We start from the raw sequence: 21,189 nt of genomic DNA, 5'->3' as shown, positions 1-21,189 counted from the left end.
CCGGCACCTCCTCACGGCGCTGGAGGTCTCCCATGTACATAGCCACCAGTAGAGGAGCGGACGCCGCGGCGGATGTCCCGAAGAGCGGTGTGAAACGGGCCGTCACCGGGAACGTCGTCGCGCTCGGCCTGGTCAGCCTGGTCACCGACATCTCGTCGGAGATGGTGACCGCGGTACTCCCGCTCTACCTCGTCCTCGGCCTCGGCCTGAGTCCGCTGCAGTTCGGTGTGCTCGACGGCCTCTACTCCGGTGTCACCGCCGTCGTCCGGCTCGTCGGCGGCCACCTCGCGGACCGCTGGCAGAAGCTCAAGGCGGTCGCCTGCTTCGGTTACGGGCTCTCGGCACTGGGCAAGATCGGCCTGATGCTGGCGGGTTCGTCCACCGTCGCGATCGGTGCCGTGCTCGCGGCAGACCGCACCGGCAAAGGCGTCCGGACCGCGCCGCGGGACGCGCTGATCACCTTGAGCAGCGACCCGGAACACCTCGGCCGCGCGTTCGGTGTGCACCGCGCGATGGACACCTTCGGCGCGTTCCTCGGACCGCTGGTCGCGATGGCGGTGCTCTGGCTCAGCCTCGGCAGCTACGACTCTGTGTTCTTCACGAGCTTCTGCATCGCCGCGATCGGCGTGATCATCCTGGTGGTGCTGGTCAAGGACCATCAGCCGAAGCCGCGAGCCGAGCGGCCCAAGGTCTCCTTGCGCGAGACCGCCGGCCTGATCCGGCAGGCGTCGTTCCGCCGGATCTGCGTCTGGGCGGCGCTGCTGGGCCTGGTCACCCTCAGCGACTCGTTCCTCTACCTCGTGCTGCAGCGCCGCTGGGAACTCGGCGCGGTCTTCTTTCCCTTGCTGCCATTGGGAACCGCCGGTGTGTACCTGCTGCTCGCCGTTCCGCTCGGCAGGCTTTCGGACCGGATCGGCCGCTGGAAGGTGTTCCTCGGCGGGCACGTCGCGCTGGTCGTCGCGCTGCTGGCGCTGCTCGGGCCGGTGGACGGCGGCATCCTCGCGGTGCTGGCGCTCGTGCTGCACGGTGTCTTCTACGCGGCCACCGACGGTGTCCTGATGGCCGCCGCCGGCCCGCTGCTGCCCGAGCACCAGCGGGCGAGCGGGCTGGCGCTGGTGCAGACCGGGCAGGCGACCACGCGGATGCTCGCGTCCGTCCTTTTCGGACTCGCCTGGACCACGTGGGATCTGCACGCCGCGGTCCTGGTCGCCGCGGGCGCGCTGGCCGTGGTGGTCGTCGTCGCCGCCGTGCTCCGTCCTTTGCGGACATACGCATGAAGGCGCGGATCCTCGGAGTGGTGGCGGCCGTCGTCGTCTTGATCGCGGCGGCCGTCGGCTACGGTGTCGTCTCCCGGGACCGCGGCCCGGACGTCAACGCCGTCGCCGTCGTGTCCGGGCAACCCGTTTCGGTGCAGGCGAAGGGACAGCTACTGTTCCGCAACACCGCCGAAGGCCCCGACTTCGGTCATCTCGCGACCGTCCCGGTCGACCGGCCCGGCGAGCCGAGGAAGGTGTCCGGCCTCAGCTGCGACCGGTTCGCCGCCTCGGCGGGGACCGCGCTGTGCCTGGCCGCGCAACCCGGCGTGCTGCCGCCGATGACCGACGTCATCGTGCTGGACAAGGACCTCAATGAGATCCGCCGGATCGAACTGCCCGGCACCCCCAGCCGCGGCCGGGTCTCGCCGGACGGGAAGCTCGCCTACTGGACGCTGTTCGTCAACGGGGATTCCTATGCGGAGACAGGGTTTTCGACCAGGGCGGGGATCTTCGACCTGACGACCGGGAAACTGATGAAGAGCATCGAGGAGATGGGGCTCCTGCTCGACGGCAAGCCGTACTACTCGTCCGACGTGAACTACTGGGGGATCACCTTCACCCCCGACGGCAAGCGCTTCTACGCGACTGTGGGGACGAAGGGGAAGACGTACCTGGTCGAGGCGGACTACGAGAAGCTCGTCGCGAGGATGATCCGGGAGAACGTCGAATGCCCGTCGCTCTCACCGGACGGGAAGCGGATCGCCTTCAAGAAGAAGGTTTCCGCCGACCTCGCGGCGCCGTGGCGGCTCGCCGTCCTCGACCTGGCCTCCGGGAAGGAGACCATGCTGGCCGAGACGCGCAGCGTGGACGACCAGGCGACCTGGCTCGACGACCGGACCGTGGCGTACGGCGTGGACTCGGCGATCTGGGCGGTTCCGGCGGACGGGAGCGGGGCGGCCCGGGTGGTGGTCGAGCAGGGTAGTTCGCCGGCGGGCGTGTAGTGGGCTCGTGAGTGGTAAGGACGGTTCTATTGAGGGGAAGGGCGAACGTGGCGTGATCGACTCCCTGTCACGCGGGCCGTCTTCGCCGGCTTCGTGATGAGATCGGCCGACTCCGGCGTGAAGTGTCCATCTGGGACGCTTCACGCCGATTGTGCGCCCGATTGATGTCATGATGTCCGCTTCTTGCCGGGGTCGTGAGTGACAAAGACGGTTAGAGCGATCATTGCCACTCACGACCCCCACGCAAAGCGCCCAAATCGGGCACGCGGGGTGTCTTTGTGTCCCTTGTGGACAGTGGGGTCGCGATCAGCCCGGCAGGCCGTGCCTCCAGCACGCAGCACGCCACATTTGCCTTACCCCTCAATAACCGTCCTTACCACTCACGAGGCCCATGGCTTCCGCCTGCTCGCGGAACACGTCGTAAGCGGGCTTCCCGAACAGTGCGAACCGCACCAGCTCCACGGAGCACGACCCGGCCGAGAGTGTGTTCACCACGGTCTCGAGGGCGATCTCCGCCGCGGATTCGACCGGCCATCGGTAGATCCCGGTCGAGATCGCGGGGAACGCCACGGTGTGCGCGCCGAGATCGGCGGCCACGTGCAGCGAGTTGCGGTGGCTGGCCGCCAGTAGTGCGGAGCGGTCTTCGGAATCGGACCACACCGGCCCGACGGTGTGCACCACCCAGCGCGCCGGGAGGCGGCCCGCCGTGGTGGCGACCGCCTCTCCGGTCTTCAGTCCCTTGCCGTAGTGCCCCGCGCGCAGCGCCCGGCATTCGGCGAGGATCTCCGGCCCGCCGCGGCGGTGGATCGCGCCGTCCACCCCGCCGCCCCCGAGCAGTGACGAGTTCGCGGCGTTGACCACGACGTCGACCCGCTGCTCGGTGATGTCGCCTTCGACCAGTTCGATCATCGTGATCGCTCCGTCAGTCGGTGAAGTACTCGATCAGGACCGGGGCCACGGCCTTCGGCTTGAGCATATGCGTCTGGCCTTCGATCGTGCGGTGCTCGGCGCCGGGGACCGCCTTGGCCAGCGCGGCGACACCGTTGCGGACCCACGCGGGGCTCTTGCCGCCGTCCATGACCAGCGTCGGCACGGACACGCTCGCCCAGTGGCCTTCGGGCAACGGGGTGCCGTCGTGCAGACCGTCGAACAGGGCGGCGTCGTAGCGCAGGGTCGGCGCGACCTTCTTCAGCTTCGGCCAGGCCGGCATGAACTGCATCATGAAGACGACCGGAGCCGGGACACGGACGCCTTCCCGCATGAAGGTCTTGATCGCGGTGCCGGGTTTGCCGGTGGCGATGGCCTTCTCCAGCCGTTCGGCGTAGTCGGCCGGGACCGGCGGGCGGGTGTCGTCGACGACCAGCGGGAACTCGTAGACCGCAAGTTTCGTGATCGGGAGCCCGGCTTTCGCGGCTTCGAGGGCGAGCGCGGCGCCGGACGAGATCCCGTAGACGTAGGCGGTCCCGCCCGCTTCCTTGATCAGCGCGGCGATGTCCTCGACTTCGCGGGCGACGGAGAACGGCGCGGTGTCGCCGCTTTCGCCGCGGCCGCGGCGGTCGTAGGTGTAGACGGTGAAGTGCGCGGCCAGTTCGGCGGCCAGCGGCGTGGCCGGGCCGAACTCCCGGTGGCACATCGCGCCGTCGACCAGGATGACGGCGGGGCCGGAGCCGATGCGGGTGTAGGCGATGGTGGTGCCGTCTTGCGAGGTCACGGTGCTCATGGCGGTAAGTCTCCTGGATGTGTTCAGCGGTTGGTGCGGAGGATGACGGCGGTGACCCAGCCCCAGGCCAGCATCACGGTGGCCCAGAAGGCGAGCATCACGACGGCGTTCGCGTTGCCGGAGCTCATCGTGGCGAAGGCGGCGAAGAACGCGATGCCGGTGGAGCGGGAGTAGACGGCCCAGCCGCGGCTGCCCTCACGGGAGAAGCGGCTCGCGAACACGAAGGTCGCGACGATCAGCGACAGGAAACCGATCGAGCCGGCGGCCATGTGCAGGACGCCCGCGGTGCTGAGGGTGGCGGGGCCGGTGCCGACCGGGAAGCCGTTGCCGGGGTCGGCCTTGAAGACCGCGGCGAACAGCAGGCTGACGCCGAAGACGCCCAGCAGCCGTGGCCCCCACGTGCTGCCTCTGCCCGATTCGAGCGTCCGGCTCAGCCCGATCGCTCCCGCGATCATCAGGACCCCGGTGACCAGGAAGTTCGTCACCTGGATCCAGCCGGCGTCGCCGTTGCTCAGCATGCTCGCCGGGTGCTTCGCCGGGTCGAAGCCGTCGCGTACGGCGGCCTGGGTGAGCGAGGTCAGGAAGTACAGCGGACCCGAGACGGCGCCGCAGGCAAGCAGGGCGCGAGTGGGGAGCGCGACGTGGGTTCGGGTGGCGGTGATGGTCATCGTTTCGGCCTTTCGGGGCGGCTAATGCGTTGGCACAACTCTCGCTCCGAAAGCCTCAGTTGTCAAGACAAAAAAATTTGTCGGTGGTGGGTGGTGCGACGCCGGAGGTGTCGCGACCCGGTGACTACTTGCCGTTTCGCAAGGTCAGGAGAGTGATCTCGCTCGGCGCGAAGACGCGCAGCGGCGGTCCCCAGAAGCCGGTGCCGCGGCTCGTGTAGAGCTGCGTGCGCTCGCCGTGGCGCGAAAGCCCGGCCAGTACGGGCTGGTCGAGCCGGACCAGGAGATGGAACGGCCAGATCTGGCCGCCGTGGGTGTGCCCGGAGATCTGGAGATCGATACGGGCTTCGGCGGCCTGCTTGACCTGCTTCGGCTGGTGGGCGAGCAGGACGACCGGAGTGCTCGCGGGGACGCCGTCGAGCGCGGCGGGCAGGTCGGGGCCGTGGCCGGGCAGGCCGGAGGCGGCGCCGGTCGGGTCGTCGATACCGGCGAAGACGAGCGTGTCCCCGCCGCGGCCGACGGGCACGTGCCGGTTGTGCAGCGTCTCCCAGCCGAGGTCGCGCATGTGGTCGAGCCAGGCCTGCGCCTCGCCGAAGTACTCGTGGTTGCCGGTGATGTAGAACTTGCCGAGCTTCGCCCGCACCTTCCCGAGCGGCGCGACCTGCTCCTGCCGCTTGGCGACGGTACCGTCGGCGAGGTCGCCCGCGTGGGCCACGACGTCCGCGTCGAGCTCGTTCACCACTTCGACGACCTTCTCCGACCACGTCGTCCGGTTCAGCGGGCCGAAGTGGGTGTCGGTGATGATCGCGAAGCGGAGACCGTCGAGCCCGGCGCCGAGGCGGGGGAGCACGACGTCGAGTTCTTTGAGCCTCGGCACGCGCCGGGCCTCGAACATCCCGTACGCCGCCAGCGCCGCGAAGGCGACCAGGACGACGCCGGACACGATTCCCGCCGCACTGTCCACTCCGGACACGGCGAGGACGAGCCGCAGCACGTTTCCGAGTACCGACAAGGAGAACAGCAGCCAGATCAACCCGAGCGAGAGATCACCGATCTTCGCCGCGAGATCACGCTGCCACGGGCCGTGGCCGAGGACCATGCACGCGGGGACGGCGACCGCGGCGGTGGCGAACACGACCGTGCCGAGGACTTCGAGCGCGGCCGGGAGTGCGGGGGAGCCGACGATCGTCCACCACGGCACTCCGAACAGGAGGGCGAGAACGGCGATCAGCGCGGCGACGCGGACAAGGATGCGGGGCATGATGTCGGCCAGACTAACAGACCATTGGTCTCTACCGTCGTCTTCGCTGAGGGCGTCTCAGGTACGTAGATGGGCGTACGCATGGTGTCGCTTCACGGCCGACGCTTTTCGTCTCGCCGCGGAAGAGACTCTTCGGCATGAAGACACGGACGATCGAACGCGTCGCCTACGCGACCGGGGCGCTCCTGTTCCTCAGCGGTCTCGTGCACGCGGTCGTGCTGGTCGCGTCCGGCGGTTCCTGGACCGGGCCGCTGTCGATGCGGAAGGCGGTCACGTTCGGCCTGTCGTTCGGGCTGACGCTGATCACCGTCGCCTGGGCGACGTCTTACGTCGCGGTGCGGCCGCGCGTGCGGAACATGCTGCTCGGCGTCTTCACGGTGGCGAGCGTCGTCGAGACGGTGCTCGTGAGCATGCAGGCCTGGCGCGGGGTGCCGTCGCATTTCAACTTCGAGACCGGCCTCGACAACGCTGTGTCGACGACACTCGCCGCGGGCGGCGGCGTCATCATCCTGACGGCGGTCTCGTTCACGGCCGCGGCGCTGCGCGGCGAAGGGGAGACCACGGCGAGTATGCGGCTCGCGGTGCGGTTCGGCCTCGTCGCGCTGCTGGTGGCGCTGGGCGCGGGCGCGGCCATGATCGCGAGCGGCGTCGTGGCGGCGCGGGGCGGGAACCCGCAGGCCGCGTACACCACCGCCGGTGCGCTGAAGCCGCTGCACGCGGTGGCGATGCACGCGATCCTCATCGTGCCGGGGCTCGCGTGGCTGCTGCGGTTCGCGGACTGGGCGGAACGGCGGCGCGTGCGGCTCGTGTGGGTGGCGATCGGTGCTTACTCGGTGCTGACCGCGGTGGTGGGGCTGGAGTCGGTGACCGGGGTTTCGCCGGTGGCGGCTTCGCCGGTCGAGATGGTGACTTCGGGGGTCGCTTTGGGGGTGCTGGGGCTTATCGGTGCGGTGGGTGCTCGTGAAGCGGTTCGGCGCCGGTCCCACGTGCTATGAAAGGCCCCTTCCTTGCGAAATTTGCAAGGAAGGGGCCTTTCATGGCACGCGCTAGCGGCCCACGTAGGTGCGAAGGTGCCGCGCCGTGAGCGTGTCACCGGAGGCGACCAGATCGCCCGGAGTCCCCGTGAACACCACCTGACCCCCGTCCGAACCCGCGCCCGGCCCGAGATCCACGATCCAGTCCGCGTGCGCCATCACCGCCTGGTGATGCTCGATCACCACCACCGTGTTCCCGTCGTCGACGAGCCGGTCCAGCAGGCCCAGCAGCTGGTCGACGTCGGCGAGGTGCAGGCCGGTGGTCGGTTCGTCGAGGACGTACGTCGCCGACTTCTCCGCCATCCGGATGGCGAGCTTGATCCGCTGCCGTTCCCCGCCGGACAGGGTCGTGAGCGGCTGCCCGAGCCCGAGGTAGCCGAGGCCGACGTCGGAAAGCCGGTCCAGGATCGTCCGTGCCTGCCCCGAGGGGAAGAACTCGCGCGCCTCGGCGACGGGCATCGCGAGGACCTCGCTGATGTCCTTGCCCCGCAGCTTGTACGTCAGCACCTCGGCGGTGAACCGCTTGCCCTCGCAGTCCTCGCAGACCGTCGCCACGCCGGCCATCATCGCCAGGTCCGTGTAGATCAGGCCGATGCCCTTGCACTTCGGGCAGGCGCCTTCGGAGTTCGCGCTGAACAGGGCCGCCTTGACGCCGTTGGCCTTGGCGAACGCGGTGCGGATCGGGTCGAGCAGGCCGGTGTAGGTCGCCGGGTTGCTTCGCCGCGAGCCGCGGATGGCCGACTGGTCGAGCACCACCACGTCGTCCCTTGTGGACAGTGAGCCGTGGATGAGCGAGCTCTTGCCCGAACCGGCGACGCCGGTGACCACCGTCAGCACCCCGAGCGGGATATCCACGTCGACACCGCGCAGGTTGTGCCGGGTCGCGTTCCGGATCTCGATCTGCCCGCGTGCCACGCGGACGTCGGTGCGCAACCGCGCCCGGTGGTCGAGGTGCCGCCCGGTCAGCGTGCCGGACGCGCGCAGTCCGGCGACGTCACCGGTGTAACAGATCTGCCCGCCGTTCGGCCCGGCGCCGGGGCCGAGGTCGACGACGTGGTCGGCGATCTCGATCGTCTCCGGTTTGTGCTCGACCACGAGTACCGTGTTCCCCTTGTCCTTCAAGAGAAGGAGGAGACCGTTCATCCGCTGGATGTCGTGCGGGTGCAGCCCGACGGTCGGTTCGTCGAAGACATACGTGACGTCGGTGAGGCTGGAACCCAGGTGCCGCACCATCTTCACGCGCTGCGCCTCGCCGCCGGACAGCGTCCCCGATTCACGGTCGAGGCTCAGGTAACCGAGGCCGATCTCGACGAGCGAGTCGAGGGTGCCGCGCAGGGTCTGCATCAGCGGCCCGACCGACGGATCGTCGATCTTGCGGAGGAAGTCCGCCAGGTCGTTGATCTGCATAGACGAGCAGTCGGCGATGTTCAGCCCCTCGATCTTCGAGGACAGCGCCGCCTGGTTGAGCCGCGCGCCTTCGCACGCCGGGCACCGCCGGAAGGTGATCGCCCGGTCCACGAAGGCCCGGATGTGCGGCTGTGTCGCTTCCTTGTCCTTCGACAGGAACAGCCGCTGCACCTTCACGAGCAGGCCTTCGTAGGTGGTGTTCATCCCGCCGAGCTTCATCTTGGTGGCGGGCTTGTGCATGAAGTCTTCCCACTGCTGTGGGGTGTAGTCCTTCAGCTTGACCGCGGGATCGACGAAACCGGACTCCGCCAGCCCCTTCCAGTACCAGCTGCCGGGCGTGAAGTTCGGGACGGTGATCGCCCCTTCGTCGAGCGAAAGCTCCTTGTCGACCAGCTGGTCGATATCGATGCTGGAGACCTTGCCCAGCCCCTCGCATTCGGGGCACATCCCCTCGGGAAGGTTGAAGCTGAACGCTCCCGACGTCCCCACGTGCGGCGTTCCCAGCCTGCTGAAGACGATCCGCAGCATCGTGTGCGCGTCGGTCGCGGTGCCGACCGTGGACCGGGAGTTGGCGCCCATCCGCTCCTGGTCGACGACGATCGCGGCGCTCAGGTTCCGCAGCGCGTCCACGTCCGGCCGTCCGACCGGGGCCATGAAGGACTGGATGAACGCGGTGTAGGTCTCGTTGATCAGCCGCTGCGACTCCGTGGCGATGGTGCCGAACACCAAGGACGACTTCCCCGAACCCGAGACACCGGTGAAGACGGTGAGGCGGCGTTTGGGGATGTCGACCGAGACGTCGGCGAGGTTGTTCTCTCTGGCTCCGCGCACCTGGATCATGTCGTGGCTGTCGGCGGCCGAAGGCATGGCTCTCCCCTGGTTGGAACTCTTTAGCCTGTAAAGTGAGGGTAGCAGAGGTTAGTTTATGCTGTAAGGAGTTGGCAAGTGGTCGTCTACGCGGCGCAGGGGGACCCCCGGCGGTCGATGGCACTGCTGTGGCGGACCGAGTCGCGGGACGCCGAGCGACCCGGCCCCAAACCGGGGCTTTCGGTGGATCTGATCGTCGAAACCGCCATCGCCATCGCGGACGCCGAAGGTATGGCGGGCCTTTCGATGCGGGCGGTCGGGGACCGGCTCGGCCGCACGGCCATGGCGCTCTACACCTATGTCCCGAGCAAGAGCGAACTCGTCGATCTCATGTACGACAAGGCGCTCGCCGAGCTTTCGACTGCTTACGACGGAGATGGCTGGCGGGCCGACGCCGCACGCTGGGCCGAGGACCTTTGGGACTTCTACCTGCGGCACCCCTGGGTCCTGCAGGTCTCGCAGGCGCGGCCGGTGCTCGGGCCGAACGAGTACGTCGTCCTGGAGGCGCTGGTGAAGATCCTGCGCCGGACCGGATTGCGGCCGACGGCGTTGCGGCGGCTGGTCGGCGCGCTGTACTCGTGCGTGCGCGAGCCTGCCAGGACGGCCTCGGAGGCGCGGCTGGCCGAAAAGGTGACCGGGCAGTCCGACGACGAGTGGTGGTACGCGCGCTCCGTGCATCTGAAAGAGGTCTCGCCGGACTTCGCCGAACGTTTCCCGACGTTGACCTGGATGGAGAGTGAGCACGCGTTCCGGATGGAGGACGAGACGGTGTCCTATCTGGAGCAGGAGGCGAGGGAGGCCTTCGAGTTCTCGCTGGCGGTCATCCTGGACGGAATCGAAGTCGCGACGAAAGCGGAGTAGCCTTCTCCGCATGCCCTCCGATTTCGCCTTGAAGACCATGAACGCCGTCCACCGCGTCATCCAGAAGGTCAGCGGCGGCCGCGCCGGCTGGCAGGTCGCCGGGATGACCGTCCTGGAGCTGACCACCATCGGCCGCAAATCCGGCCAGCCGCGCACCGTGCTGCTGACTTCGCCGCTGCGCGAGGGTGACGCGTACGTCATCGTCGCCTCGCGCGGCGGTGACGACCAGCACCCGGCGTGGTTCCTCAACCTCCGAGACAACCCCGACGTCCAGGTGACCCTGAAGGGCGAGAGCGCGAAGCCGATGGTCGCGAGCGTGGCCGACGCCGAGCAGCGCGCCCTCCTGTGGCCCAAGATCACCGCGGACTTCAAGAACTACGCGCAGTACCAGACCAAGACCGAACGCGAGATCCCCGTGGTGCTGTTGTCGCCCAAGGCGTAGGTGCGTGTTCGGTCCGGTTGGTCGTGAGTGGCGATTCGGGTTCTAACCCGAATCGCCACTCACGACCAACCGGCCCCATCCCCCGCACGGGCCGGGTCCATCGGCCCTACCGGCGAGTCGGTAAGCCGGGGACCGTGGATCTCGACGAACCACACGACGAGAACGCGGGGATGCCGATGTCCGACTCCTTGGGTCTCGCGACGCTCGGCCGCGAGCAGTGCCTGGCACTGCTCGCGGGTGCAGGGCTCGGCCGGGTGGTGTTCACTTCGCGGGCCATGCCTGCGATCCAGCCCGCGCGGTTCGCGCTGCACCACGGCGCGATCGTGGTCCGGACGCCGTCGCAGAGCGCGTTGTTCGCCGGGATACTCGACAGTGTGGTGGCGTTCGCCGTCGACGAGTTCGGAAAGGACCTGGGGACGGGCTGGTTCGTCACCGTCGTCGGCCGCGCCTCCGAGGTGCGTGATCCAATCGTGATCGCCGAACTCGAGACCCTGCCGCTGAGCTGCTGGACTGGTCAGGCGGATTTCCGGTACCTTCGCATCCCGATCGAATCGGTGACCGGTCGAAGGATCCTCGGCGCTTGCAGTAACGAAGCGCTGTCTGTGATCGACGCACCAGATGAGCTATCCGGGCGCGTCTGTCATTCCTGACCCCACTGCCCGGGGAGTTACTCCGGGACGGTGACGTCAGTGCGGCGGATGAGTGCGGCGAGCGACGCCAAGGCGCCCAGGATTCTGGACGCGGTGGCCGGGATCGCCCACGATCTCAGCCTCTCCGACGTCCTGCGGCGGATGGTCGAATCCGCCTGCGAGCTGACCGGTGCGCCGTACGGGGCGCTGAGCGTGCTCGATTCCGACGAGTTCATCCGCTTCGGCGACGCATGGGAGCTGCCGCCGTCCGAGGACGAGTCCCGCGTGATGCCGATCCGCATGCGCGGGCGCATCTTCGGGATGCTGTACCTCGCCCGCAAACCGGACGGCGAGGAGTTCACCGAAGCCGAAGAGGATCTGCTCGTCGCGCTCACCGCGGCGGCCGGTGTGGTGATCGAGAACGCCGCGCTGTTCGAGCAGGTGCAGCGGCGCGAACGCTGGCTCGAAGCCTCGTATCACGTCACCGGCGCGCTCCTGACCGACCAGGATCTGACCGCGACCCTGCGCCTGATCGCCGAGCGCGCCCGCGTCGTCGCCGGTGCCACCGCGGGCGCGGTGGCCCGTCCCCGCGGCGACGGGCAGCTGATCTTCGAGGTCGTCGAGCCGCCGGGCCCGGACGCGGACCGGCTCGCCGGGATGGTCGTGCCGACCGAGGGCACCGCGACCGGGATGGCGTTCACCACCGGTAAACCCGTCGTGGTCCGGGACTACGGCGAGAAGGTCGTCGAGTACCAGAGCGGGCGCGGTGCCGTCATGCCCGCGGCGATCAAGGACCTCGACTCCACGGTCGTCGTCCCGCTGATCGCCGGCGAGGAGAAACTCGGTGTCCTGCTGGTGGCGAAGTTCCGCGACAGGACCCCTTTCTCCGCCTACGACGTCCAGCTCGCGGAGACCTTCGCGGCGCACGCCGCGCTCGCGGTCGAATTCGCCCGCGCGCAGCAGGACAGGCAGCGGCTCGCCGTCTTCGAGGACCGCGATCGGATCGCCCGCGACCTGCACGACCTGGTGATCCAGCGGCTGTTCGCGATCGGGCTCGGTCTGGAGGGACTCAGCAGGCTCGCGGTCGAACCCGCCGTCGCCGGTCGCGTGACCGGGTTCGCGCACGAGATCGACCGCACGATCCGGGAGATCCGCAACAGCATCTTTTCGCTGCAGGAACCGGCGGAAGCACAGGGCAGCCTCCGGTCGGAGCTGCTGCGCGTCGCGCTGGACGCGGGCTGCGCGTCGGAACCCCGGGTCGGGTTCGACGGGCCGCTCGACTCGAGCGTGCCGGACACCGTCCGCTCGGACCTCATCGCGACCCTGCGCGAGGCACTGTCCAATGTGGTCAGACACGCCGCGGCGACGACGGTTTCGGTCGACGTCTCGGTCGACCGCGACGGGCGACGGCTGAAGCTTTCGGTGGTGGACGACGGCGTCGGCATGCCCGCCGAACCAGGTCATCGCAGCGGGGTGGCGAACCTCGCCGAACGCGCGGCACGCTGGAACGGGTCGTTCAGCGTCGAAGCGAGGCCGGAGGGCGGGACGAGGCTCGACTGGTCGGTGGAGCTGCCGGCCCGACAGGGGAGCGTGGGATGACGATTTCGGTGTTCCTGCTGGACGATCACGAACTCGTCCGCACCGGGCTGAAGACCGTCTTCGAGGCCGAAGACGATCTCACCGTGGTCGGCGAGGCGTCCACGGCCGCCGAGGCCTACGTGCGGATCCCCGCGGTCAAACCCCAGGTCGCGGTGCTCGACGTCCGGCTGCCGGACGGTGAAGGGGTCAGCGTCTGCCGGGAGATCCGGGCGTCCGTCGATCCGCCGCCCGCCTGCCTGATGCTGACCTCTTATTCGGACGACGACGCGTTGTTCGGCGCGATCATGGCGGGTGCGGCCGGGTACATGCTCAAGCAGGTCTCCGGCGACGCGCTCGTCAAGGCCGTCCGCACGGTCGCCGCGGGCGGATCGCTCCTGGACAGCACGCTGACGGCGTCGGTGATGAACCGGCTGCGCGGGGAGAGCGACCTCCAGGACCCGCGATACGAACAGCTGAGCCCGCAGGAGCGGCGGGTGCTCGACCACATCGCCGACGGGCTGACGAACCGCCAGATCGCGGAAAAGCTGTACCTGGCGGAGAAGACGGTCAAGAACTACGTGTCGTCCCTGCTGCACAAGCTCGGTTTCGAACGCCGGACCGCCGCCGCCGTCTACGCCACGCAACGCCGCAGGTCCCCCTCCTAGAAGAAGGTGAACCCGCCGGCGAAATCGGGATCCTCGCGCAGCACCCGGCGCAGTTCGTGGAGCGCCCGGTGCTGGGTGACGCGGACCGCGCCCGCGCTCGCCATGCCCAGCGCGACGGCGGTCTCTTCGGCGCTGTACCCGTGGACCACGCGCAGCACCAGCACGGCGCGTTGCTTCGCCGAAAGGATTTCGACCAGCCGCGACAACCGGCGGCCGCGGTCCGCCTTCTCGACCTCTTCGAACGTCGGATTCCACGGCCCGTCCTGTTCGGGCTCCGGATCGGGCACCGGCGCGGACGGGTCGCGGGCGAGGTTCCGGCGGACGTCGGCGACCTTGTGCGAGGCGATCCCGAAGACGTACGGCAGGAAGCTGACGTCCTGGTAGCTGTAGCGCGGCAAGGCGACGAGGACGGCCATCAGGACCTCCTGCGTGCAGTCGTCGGCGCTGGAGACGCCGCGTGTCGTCATGCCCAGCCTGCCCACGCAGTATCGGAACACGATCGGCCGGAGAAGCGCCAGCAGGCTCCCGACGGCCCGCCGGTCACCCTTGATCGCCGCACGGATCAGTTCACCGTCCGGCTCTCCCGGGCGGGGCTGATATGTCGGGCGTACGGCTTCGGACACGGTCATCACGCCGGATCGGCCGTTCTCGGCGCGCCCCTGTGCGTTTTCATCGTCCCCACCTCCCGAAAGCCCCCAGGCCTGTCTGGCCCTCTTGACGTTACGGAGCGCGTCCGCGCGTCACACCGGTACAGCAGCCCGGAGTAGTCGGGTCTTTAGGCCCTGGTGTCCCCGGGGTATGGACTTTCGCCAGATTGGTCTAGACAATTAGCCCAGCGCGGCGGCAGGCCGCCCTTTCACGGAGGAATCGCGATGAGGCGTTCCAGATCCTTGGCTTTCCTGGCCGTTTTGGTGCTCACCTTCACCGGCCTGATAACGGGCGGCGGCACCGCGAACGCGGCCAACCTGCTCCTCAATCCCGGTTTCGAGGCGGGTTCGACGTCCGGCTGGTCCTGCGCGGCGGGCGCGGCCGTGAGCACACCGGTCCGTTCGGGTGGTCATGCCGTCGCGGTGACGCCCGGCTCGACGATCGGCAAGTGCGCACAGACGGTATCCGTCCAGCCGAACACGACCTACGCGGTTTCGGCCTGGGTGAACGGGAACCCGGTGTATCTCGGGGTCACTGGCGGGCCGTCGACGTGGACCGCGGCGACCTCTTACACGCAGCTGTCGCTTTCGTTCACGACGGCGGCCACACAGACGACGGCGGAGGTGTACGTCCACGGCTGGTACGGGTCAGGCACCTTCTACGCGGACGACATCAGCCTCGACGGACCCGGCGGTGGCAGCCCTGGAGCACCGCCGACGCCGGGAAGTCCGGCCGTGGGCACGGTGACGAACTCGTCGATCGCGCTCTCGTGGGGCGCCTCGGCGGGGACGGTGACCGGCTATCGCGTGTACGAGGGCGGGAACGTGGTCGCGACGGTGACCGGCACTTCGGCGACGATCTCGGGACTGACGGCCTGTTCGTCGCACAACTACTCGGTGGCCGCGTACAACAGCGCGGGCGAATCGCCGAAGACCACGGAGGCGGGCGCCACGACCTCCGGTTGCGTCGATACCGGCCTGCCGAAGCACGCGCTGATCGGCTACTTGCACGCGAGTTTCGCCAACGGTTCCGGCTACACGCGGATGGCCGACGTCCCGGCGGCGTGGGACATCGTCAACCTGGCCTTCGGCGAGCCGACCTCGGTGACCTCCGGCGACATCCGCTTCACCCGGTGCCCGGTCGCGGAATGCCCGGCCGTGGAAAGCGACGCGGACTTCATCGCCGCGATCCGCGCGAAGCAGGCGCAGGGCAAGAAGGTCCTGATCTCCATCGGAGGCCAGAACGGACAGGTGCAGCTGACCACGACCGCGTCACGCGACGCGTTCGTCGGTTCGGTGTCCGCGATCATCGACCGGTACGGACTGAACGGGCTCGACATCGACTTCGAGGGCCACTCGCTGTACCTCAACTCCGGCGACAACGACTTCCGCAACCCGACCACGCCGGTGATCGTCAACCTCATCTCGGCGCTGAAGACGTTGAAAGCGAAGTACGGCGCGGGATTCGTGCTGACGATGGCGCCGGAGACGTTCTTCGTGCAGACCGGATACCAGTACTACGGCGGCCTCGGCGGCGCCGACAACCGGACGGGCTCGTACCTGCCGGTGATCCACGCGCTGCGGGACGCGCTGACCGTGCTGCACGTCCAGGACTACAACTCCGGGCCGGTGATGGGGCTGGACAACCAGTACCACTTCATGGGCGGCGCGGATTTCCACATCGCGATGACCGACATGATCAAGGCGGGCTTCACGGTGTCCTCGACCGGCTTCCGGTTCCCGGGGCTGCGTGAGGACCAGATCGCGTTCGGCCTGCCGGCCGCGGTGAGCGCGGGCAACGGGCACACCGCGCCGGCGGCGGTGCATGCGGCGCTGAACTGCCTGGTGAAGAACTCCGGATGCGGGTCGTATTCCTTGCGCGGCGGCGCTTCGCCCGCGTTGCGGGGGCTGATGACGTGGTCGATCAACTGGGATCGGTACTACGGGTGGGAGTTCCAGAACGCCCACGAGCCGTTCCTGAACGCCCTGCCCTGACCGCTCCGCGCATGGGGTGCGTTCTGACTTTCCGTGAAGGCCTCCTTCCCTACCCTCAAAGTAGGGAAGGAGGCCTTCACGGACCGGCTCGCGGCCTCCCGCATTCAGAGGACTAATTGCGGGAGAAAGGAGCGGGCCCGCACCGTGCAGCATCGGTGCGGGCCCGCGGTTCGAAGGGGACGTCAGAAGGCCGCGGTGATCCGCGTGAAGTCCCAATCGTTCTGCGCGATGCCACTGCAGTTCTCGGCGACCCCGCCGTTCGGGCAGCCCCGGTCACGGTTGGCCGACCAGAACGCGAGCCTGGCGATCTTGTTGGTCTTGGACCACTCGGTGATCCGAGTCCAGGTGTCGAGACTCGTCAGCTCCCGCTGGTCCGAAAGACCGTTCATCCCGCTGATGCCCAGGTGGCTGTACGCCGTGGCGTCGTTCCACCCGAAGGTCGACTTCAGCTTGTCCCGCAGGCCGTTCGCGGCCCGGATGGTGTTCCCGTACATGTCCGCGCCACCACCGAAATCGAACGGCATGATCGTGTAGACGTCGATCCCGGCGTTCAGCGCCTTCGACTGGTCGATGAGCCGGTTGCCCCAGGAGTTCGGGCCGCTGGTCGTCGTGCCGAAGGTGAGGATGGTCTGGATGCCGGGGTTGTTCGCCTTCACGATCTTCAGCGCGTTCAGCACGCGGTCCTGCACGACCGCGTTCTCGAACTCGTCGGTGTTCTCGATGTCGATGTCGATCGCCTTGAGAGCGTAGGCGTCGATCACCTTCTGATAGGCCCCGGCGAGCGCTTCCGGCGTCGAGCAGTTCGGGCCGAGTTTGTTGCCGCTCCACCCGCCGAAGGACGGCACGATCTGCCCGCCCGCGGTCTTGATCTGCGCGATCGCGTTCGCGTCGACGCCGCCCTGCAGCGGACGGCTGCCGTCCCAAGCGGGATTGCACCCACCGGACGACAGGATGAACGCCATCGTGAACCACTTGATCCCGGTCGCGTTCATGACCGTCTGCGGGTTCGGCGGGCTGCCCCAGCCCATGTACAGGTACGGCGCGCCACGGCCGCCGGGCAGCGGCGGGTTGCTCGTGGTCGTCGTCGAAGAGGTCGTGGTCGTGGTGGTCGGCGTCGTGGTCGGACCGCCCCCGCCCGGATCGCAGGACCCACCGTTGATCTTGCAGTTCGCCGGGGCGACGTAGCCCCCGGAGTACTTGACGTTGAAGCCGAAGCTGGTGGAACCGCCGTGGGAAAGGTTGCCGTTCCAGGTGTTCTTCACCGTCACGTGCTGCCCGGAGACCGAGTAACTGCCATCCCACAGCGAAGCGATCGAGTGCCCCGCGGGGAGGTCGAATTCGACCGTCCACGAGGGAAGGCTCGATCCGGAGTTGTTGCTGATCGTGTACTTGCCTTCCCAGCCGGAGCCCCAATCGGAGCCCTTGCTGAAGGCGGCGCCGACGCCGCCGGCCGCGGAGGCCGGCGCGATCACGAGGACCGCGCCGGCCGTTGCGGCAGCGGCGGCCAGGCCCACGGCCTGGATCCAAGTCCGCTCAGCCACTGTCAACCTCTCAGTTCAGGCCGTTGCGCATGGCCGTGACGAGCTCACCGTTGGAGGTGTCACCACTGAGTTCCCAGAAGAACGCGCCGCCGAGACCCTGGTTCTTGGTCCAGCCCATCTTTCCGTTGATGGTCGCGGGAGTGTCGTAGCTCCACCAGTTGTTGCCGCACTTCGCGTACGCGGTGCCCGCGATGGTGCCGGTCGACGGGCAGCTGTTCTTGAGGATCTTGTAGTCCTCGATGCCCGCCTCGTAGGTGCCCGGTGCCGCGCCGGTCGCGGTGCCGCCCGGGGCGTCCTGGGTGACGCCGGTCCAGCCTCGGCCGTAGAAACCGATACCCAGCAACAGTTTGCTCGCCGGGACACCCTTGGCCTTGAGCTTCTGGATGGCGTCGTCGGAGGTGAAGCCCTGCTGCGGGATGCCGGGGTACGAGGTCAGCGGCGAGTGCGGGGCCGTCGGTCCCTGCGCCGCCCACGCGCCGAAGAAGTCGTACGTCATGACGTTGTACCAGTCGAAGTACGCCGAAGCGGGGCCGTAGTCGGCGGCGTCGATCTTGCCGCCGCTGCTGGCGTCCGCGGTGATCGCGGCGGTGACCAGGAACGAAGAACCGAACTTGGTGCGCAGCGCCTGTGCCACGTTCTTGATCGCGGCGGGGCCACTGGTGTCACAGGTGAGACCGCAGGCGTTCGGGTACTCCCAGTCGATGTCGATACCGTCGAAGACGTCGGCCCAGCGCGGGTCCTTGATGAGCTTGTAGCAGGATTCCGCGAACGCGGCCGGGTTCTTCGACGCCTGGCCGAAGCCGCCGGACCAGGTCCAGCCGCCGAACGACCACAGCACCTTCAGGCCCGGGTACATCTTCTTCAGCTTGCGCAGCTGGTTGAAGTTGCCGCGCAGCGCGCCCGCGTCCCACGAGTCCGCGACACCGTCCACACTGGACCCGGCGTCGTAGAACTTGTCGTAGTCGGCGTAGGTGTCGTCGTTCGCCGTGCAGGAACCGTTGGTGACGTTGCCGAACGCGTAGTTGATATGCGTCAGCTTCGCCGCGGAACCGGAAGTGTGAATGTTCTTCACGTGATAGTTGCGGCCGTAGACGCCCCACTGCACGAAGTAGCCGAGGTTCTTCTTCGCGCCCGGGTTCGGGTTCGAAGTCGTGGTGGTCGGCGGGTTGCTGGTGCTGGTCGACGTCGGGGGATTGGACGTCGTGGTGGTCGGCGTGGTCGGCGTCGTGGTCGGGTTACCGCCGCCCGGGTCGCACGAGCCGCCGTTGATCTTGCAGTTGGCGGGCGCGGTGTAAGCGCCGGAGTACTTGACGTTGAAGCCGAAGCTGGTGGAACCGCCGTGGGAAAGGTTGCCGTTCCAGGTGTTCTTGACGGTCACGTGCTGGCCGGAGACGGTGTAGCTGCCGTCCCACAGCGAAGCGATCGAGTGCCCCGCGGGGAGGTCGAATTCGACCGTCCACGAGGGAAGGCTCGATCCGGAGTTGTTGGTGATCGTGTACTTGCCTTCCCAGCCGGAGCCCCAGTCCGACCCCTTGGTCAGAGTGGCTCCGACGCCACCGGCCGCGTTCGCCGGCACGGTCACCAGACCGACCGCCAGCGCCGCCACGGCCGTGAACAGGCCGACCAGATGCCATCTTTTTCTCGACATTTCACTCCTTACAACCCGGTGCAGGGAAATGATCTTGGAGATGATTTCGTCAAAGGGAAATCAGCGACATCGCGTTGCCGCGGCCGGAGCCGGGCAGGCGGGGATGCGTCTTCATCGACCACCTCCACGGGAGAACGCTTTGTTGCGGGAGACGGTACGTGGTCTGGACCAATATGGGAAGCATCACTACGTAGAGTGGTGATTTTCCTGCGAACGGCCTAATACGTTCGACAGCGTTAACCGTTCACTGGTTCGGTGCCGCCTATCGGCGAAAATCGTCCATTTCGCCGAGCCGGGCGATATTCGCCGATTCGTCGGGGTCGGGCAGGACACCGGAAAGGAACACGTCGGTGATTTCGACGGCCACGTCGGGGGCCAGCCGTTTGAGGCTCAGCGCCAGCACGTTGGCGTCATTCCATTTGCGCGCGCCCGCGGCGATCCAGGTGTCCCAGGCCAGCGCCGCGCGGACCCCGGGGACCTTGTTGGCCGCGATGGCCGTACCCGTCCCGGTCCAGCACATCACCACGCCGAAGTCGGCCTCGCCTTCCGCGACCGCCCTGCCGACCGCCGCGCCGAGTTCCGGCCAGACGTCCGACGTCGCGGGGCGGAGCACCTCGTGGCCGGCCTCGGCGAGATAGGCCTGGACGGCGTCCGTGGTGGCGTTCCGGTCGTCGGCGGCGAAGGCGATCCTCATGTCCGGATCGTAACGCCGCGTCGACGGGTGACGAACCGGAAGTCATGGGAGGATCGCGGCGTGGACTCGTCTGCGGAGGAGCACCAGGTCCAGCGTGACCAGGAGATCGCACGGACACGGATTCTCGACACCGCCGCCCGCCTGATCGGCGAAGCAGGTTTCGCCCGGCTGAAGATCGGCATGATCTGCGCCAGGACCGGCTATCCCAGCGGCGTCGTCTACCAGTTGTTCGGTTCGAAGGAGACGCTGGTGCAGCGGCTCGTCGAGTTCGCCGCGGAGAAGTTCGCCGACGTCTTCAGCGCCGCCGTCGCCACCCGGACCGGCGGGCTGACCCCGAGCCCGATGGACATGCTGCGCGCCCTGCTGGACGTCTTCTTCGAGCTGCTCACCGACATGCCGCCGCTGAACCGGGCGTTCGTGGTGCTCTGGACGGACGCGACCGTCGGCGATCCGGCGGTGCGGTCGGCGATGACCGAGGCCGATCGCCGGTACCGTTTCGCCATCGCGCAGACCGTCGCCGCCGGGATCGCGGACGGCTCCATCACGGGCGTCCGCGACCCGGACGCGTACGCGGCGGCGCTGGTCGGGCAGCTGCGGGGGATCGCCGTGGCCTCGATCATCGATCCCGGCGGCATCGACCTGCGTGCCGTCCGCGCGGAGATGGAGTACGCCGTGGACCGGCTCGCCTAAACCTTGGTCAGCGCGGCCGCACCGAAGGAGACGCTGAACCGCTCGCACCAGATGGTCACACTCGAATAGCGCGCCAGATCGATGCCCGCGGGCAGTGTGTAGTTCTGACTTCCCTTGTTGCCCTTGAGTTTCCCGGCGCTCACGTACGCGCCGTCGTCGAACACGAACCAGCCGTCCTTGCCGGGGATGACCGGCGCGTCGGTGAGCCAGACCCGCAGATCCGGCCCGTTGCTCGTGTCGAGGTTCTCCAGGCGCAGCACCAGCGATCCGTCGGCCGCGCGCAGGATCCGGACCTTGCCGCTGGTCGCGTGCTCGTGGCTGATCAGTTCGCCGGTGGCCACGACCGAGGGCTCTTTCGGGGCGGACGTGGCACTTTCCGAGGGTTGAGCCGTCGGCTGAGCCGAGGACTGGGCGACGACGGGCAAGGCCTCCTGGACCGTTTCGTTCACCCAGAGCTTCCACGGCTGGAACCAGTAGAGGCCCGCGGCCACCGCCACCATCAGTCCGGCCGCCACGACGGCGAGCACCCGCTTGCGTTTCATGGGGGACATTCAACCGCGCGAACCGTCCGGATCGCCCGGTTCGCCT

The 21,189-nt window shown here is 68.2% G+C and carries 20 protein-coding genes; 10 read left to right on the top strand and 10 right to left on the bottom strand.

Annotated elements, in window-relative coordinates:
* Positions 1-32 precede the first annotated feature (32 nt).
* Both AC069I_RS23820 and AC069I_RS23815 read left to right on the top strand, forming a co-directional pair.
* The gene (locus AC069I_RS23820; RefSeq protein ID WP_478228655.1) at positions 33-1,277 is read left to right on the top strand and encodes an MFS transporter; all 1,245 of its coding nucleotides are present in this window, start codon (positions 33-35) and stop codon (positions 1,275-1,277) included.
* On the top strand, positions 1,274-2,257 hold the full coding sequence (locus AC069I_RS23815) for a TolB family protein (protein ID WP_478266425.1): 984 nt from the start codon (positions 1,274-1,276) through the stop codon (positions 2,255-2,257). The genes AC069I_RS23820 and AC069I_RS23815 overlap by 4 nt, the downstream gene beginning before the upstream one ends.
* A gap of 360 nt (positions 2,258-2,617) precedes the next feature.
* On the opposite strand, the gene AC069I_RS23810 is transcribed toward AC069I_RS23815, so the two are convergent.
* The 4 genes from AC069I_RS23810 to AC069I_RS23795 all read right to left on the bottom strand — a co-directional run bounded on the left by AC069I_RS23810 (position 2,618) and on the right by AC069I_RS23795 (position 5,903).
* Entirely contained in the window at positions 2,618-3,166 is a 549-nt protein-coding gene (locus AC069I_RS23810; protein WP_478228657.1) for an O-acetyl-ADP-ribose deacetylase, read from the bottom strand.
* A 13-nt stretch (positions 3,167-3,179) separates the two neighbouring features.
* Entirely contained in the window at positions 3,180-3,977 is a 798-nt protein-coding gene (locus AC069I_RS23805) for an alpha/beta fold hydrolase (RefSeq protein WP_478228658.1), read from the bottom strand.
* Between the two features lie 23 nt (positions 3,978-4,000).
* On the bottom strand, positions 4,001-4,645 hold the full coding sequence (locus tag AC069I_RS23800) for a DUF998 domain-containing protein (protein WP_478231775.1): 645 nt from the start codon (positions 4,643-4,645) through the stop codon (positions 4,001-4,003).
* A gap of 124 nt (positions 4,646-4,769) precedes the next feature.
* Positions 4,770-5,903 carry a metallophosphoesterase gene (locus AC069I_RS23795; RefSeq protein WP_478266424.1) on the bottom strand — a complete coding sequence of 378 codons (1,134 nt, stop codon included), beginning with the start codon at positions 5,901-5,903 and terminating at the stop codon, positions 4,770-4,772.
* Between the two features lie 137 nt (positions 5,904-6,040).
* On the opposite strand from AC069I_RS23795, the gene AC069I_RS23790 reads away from it, so the two are divergent.
* Positions 6,041-6,898: a hypothetical protein gene (locus AC069I_RS23790; protein WP_478266423.1), complete on the top strand. Its 858-nt coding sequence runs from the start codon at positions 6,041-6,043 to the stop codon at positions 6,896-6,898.
* Between the two features lie 51 nt (positions 6,899-6,949).
* Here the strand turns inward: AC069I_RS23790 and AC069I_RS23785 are convergent, their stop codons facing one another.
* Positions 6,950-9,211, bottom strand: coding sequence for an ATP-binding cassette domain-containing protein (locus AC069I_RS23785; protein ID WP_478266422.1), 2,262 nt, complete (start codon positions 9,209-9,211; stop codon positions 6,950-6,952).
* A 78-nt stretch (positions 9,212-9,289) separates the two neighbouring features.
* On the opposite strand from AC069I_RS23785, the gene AC069I_RS23780 reads away from it, so the two are divergent.
* The 5 genes from AC069I_RS23780 (at position 9,290) to AC069I_RS23760 (ending at position 13,386) form a co-directional block, all read left to right on the top strand.
* The gene (locus AC069I_RS23780) at positions 9,290-10,072 is read left to right on the top strand and encodes a TetR/AcrR family transcriptional regulator (protein ID WP_478266421.1); all 783 of its coding nucleotides are present in this window, start codon (positions 9,290-9,292) and stop codon (positions 10,070-10,072) included.
* Between the two features lie 10 nt (positions 10,073-10,082).
* Positions 10,083-10,514, top strand: coding sequence for a nitroreductase/quinone reductase family protein (locus tag AC069I_RS23775; protein WP_478228664.1), 432 nt, complete (start codon positions 10,083-10,085; stop codon positions 10,512-10,514).
* 134 nt (positions 10,515-10,648) lie between these two features.
* Positions 10,649-11,164, top strand: a complete 516-nt coding sequence (locus AC069I_RS23770; protein WP_478231770.1) for a pyridoxamine 5'-phosphate oxidase family protein — start codon at positions 10,649-10,651, stop codon at positions 11,162-11,164.
* 48 nt (positions 11,165-11,212) lie between these two features.
* Entirely contained in the window at positions 11,213-12,742 is a 1,530-nt protein-coding gene (locus AC069I_RS23765; protein ID WP_478228666.1) for a sensor histidine kinase, read from the top strand.
* Positions 12,739-13,386 (top strand): response regulator, encoded by a 648-nt coding sequence (locus AC069I_RS23760; RefSeq protein WP_478266420.1) that lies wholly within the window; start codon positions 12,739-12,741, stop codon positions 13,384-13,386. The genes AC069I_RS23765 and AC069I_RS23760 overlap by 4 nt, the downstream gene beginning before the upstream one ends.
* On the opposite strand, the gene AC069I_RS23755 is transcribed toward AC069I_RS23760, so the two are convergent.
* Positions 13,383-14,015: a sigma-70 family RNA polymerase sigma factor gene (locus AC069I_RS23755; protein ID WP_478228667.1), complete on the bottom strand. Its 633-nt coding sequence runs from the start codon at positions 14,013-14,015 to the stop codon at positions 13,383-13,385. The two genes, AC069I_RS23760 and AC069I_RS23755, sit on opposite strands and share 4 nt — an antisense overlap.
* Positions 14,016-14,258: 243 nt before the next feature.
* Between AC069I_RS23755 and AC069I_RS23750 the strand changes: the two genes are divergently transcribed.
* On the top strand, positions 14,259-16,028 hold the full coding sequence (locus AC069I_RS23750) for a chitinase (protein ID WP_478266419.1): 1,770 nt from the start codon (positions 14,259-14,261) through the stop codon (positions 16,026-16,028).
* Between the two features lie 182 nt (positions 16,029-16,210).
* Here the strand turns inward: AC069I_RS23750 and AC069I_RS23745 are convergent, their stop codons facing one another.
* The 3 genes from AC069I_RS23745 to AC069I_RS23735 all read right to left on the bottom strand — a co-directional run bounded on the left by AC069I_RS23745 (position 16,211) and on the right by AC069I_RS23735 (position 19,911).
* Complete coding sequence (locus AC069I_RS23745) at positions 16,211-17,569, bottom strand: cellulose binding domain-containing protein (protein WP_478266418.1); 1,359 nt, start codon at positions 17,567-17,569, stop codon at positions 16,211-16,213.
* A gap of 10 nt (positions 17,570-17,579) precedes the next feature.
* Entirely contained in the window at positions 17,580-19,217 is a 1,638-nt protein-coding gene (locus AC069I_RS23740; RefSeq protein ID WP_478266417.1) for a glycosyl hydrolase family 18 protein, read from the bottom strand.
* Positions 19,218-19,479: 262 nt separating this feature from the next.
* On the bottom strand, positions 19,480-19,911 hold the full coding sequence (locus AC069I_RS23735) for an RpiB/LacA/LacB family sugar-phosphate isomerase (protein ID WP_340683649.1): 432 nt from the start codon (positions 19,909-19,911) through the stop codon (positions 19,480-19,482).
* A gap of 60 nt (positions 19,912-19,971) precedes the next feature.
* Here AC069I_RS23735 and AC069I_RS23730 point away from each other — a divergent pair, with 60 nt between their 5' ends.
* Positions 19,972-20,601, top strand: coding sequence for a TetR/AcrR family transcriptional regulator (locus AC069I_RS23730; protein WP_478228671.1), 630 nt, complete (start codon positions 19,972-19,974; stop codon positions 20,599-20,601).
* Here the strand turns inward: AC069I_RS23730 and AC069I_RS23725 are convergent.
* Positions 20,598-21,143 (bottom strand): DM13 domain-containing protein, encoded by a 546-nt coding sequence (locus AC069I_RS23725; protein WP_478266416.1) that lies wholly within the window; start codon positions 21,141-21,143, stop codon positions 20,598-20,600. The two genes, AC069I_RS23730 and AC069I_RS23725, sit on opposite strands and share 4 nt — an antisense overlap.
* Positions 21,144-21,189 lie beyond the last annotated feature (46 nt).

The organism is Amycolatopsis sp. NPDC043885, from assembly GCF_056435685.1.
Note: the sequence above shows the minus strand (reverse complement) of the source record. Positions and strands in the feature narration are given on the sequence as shown.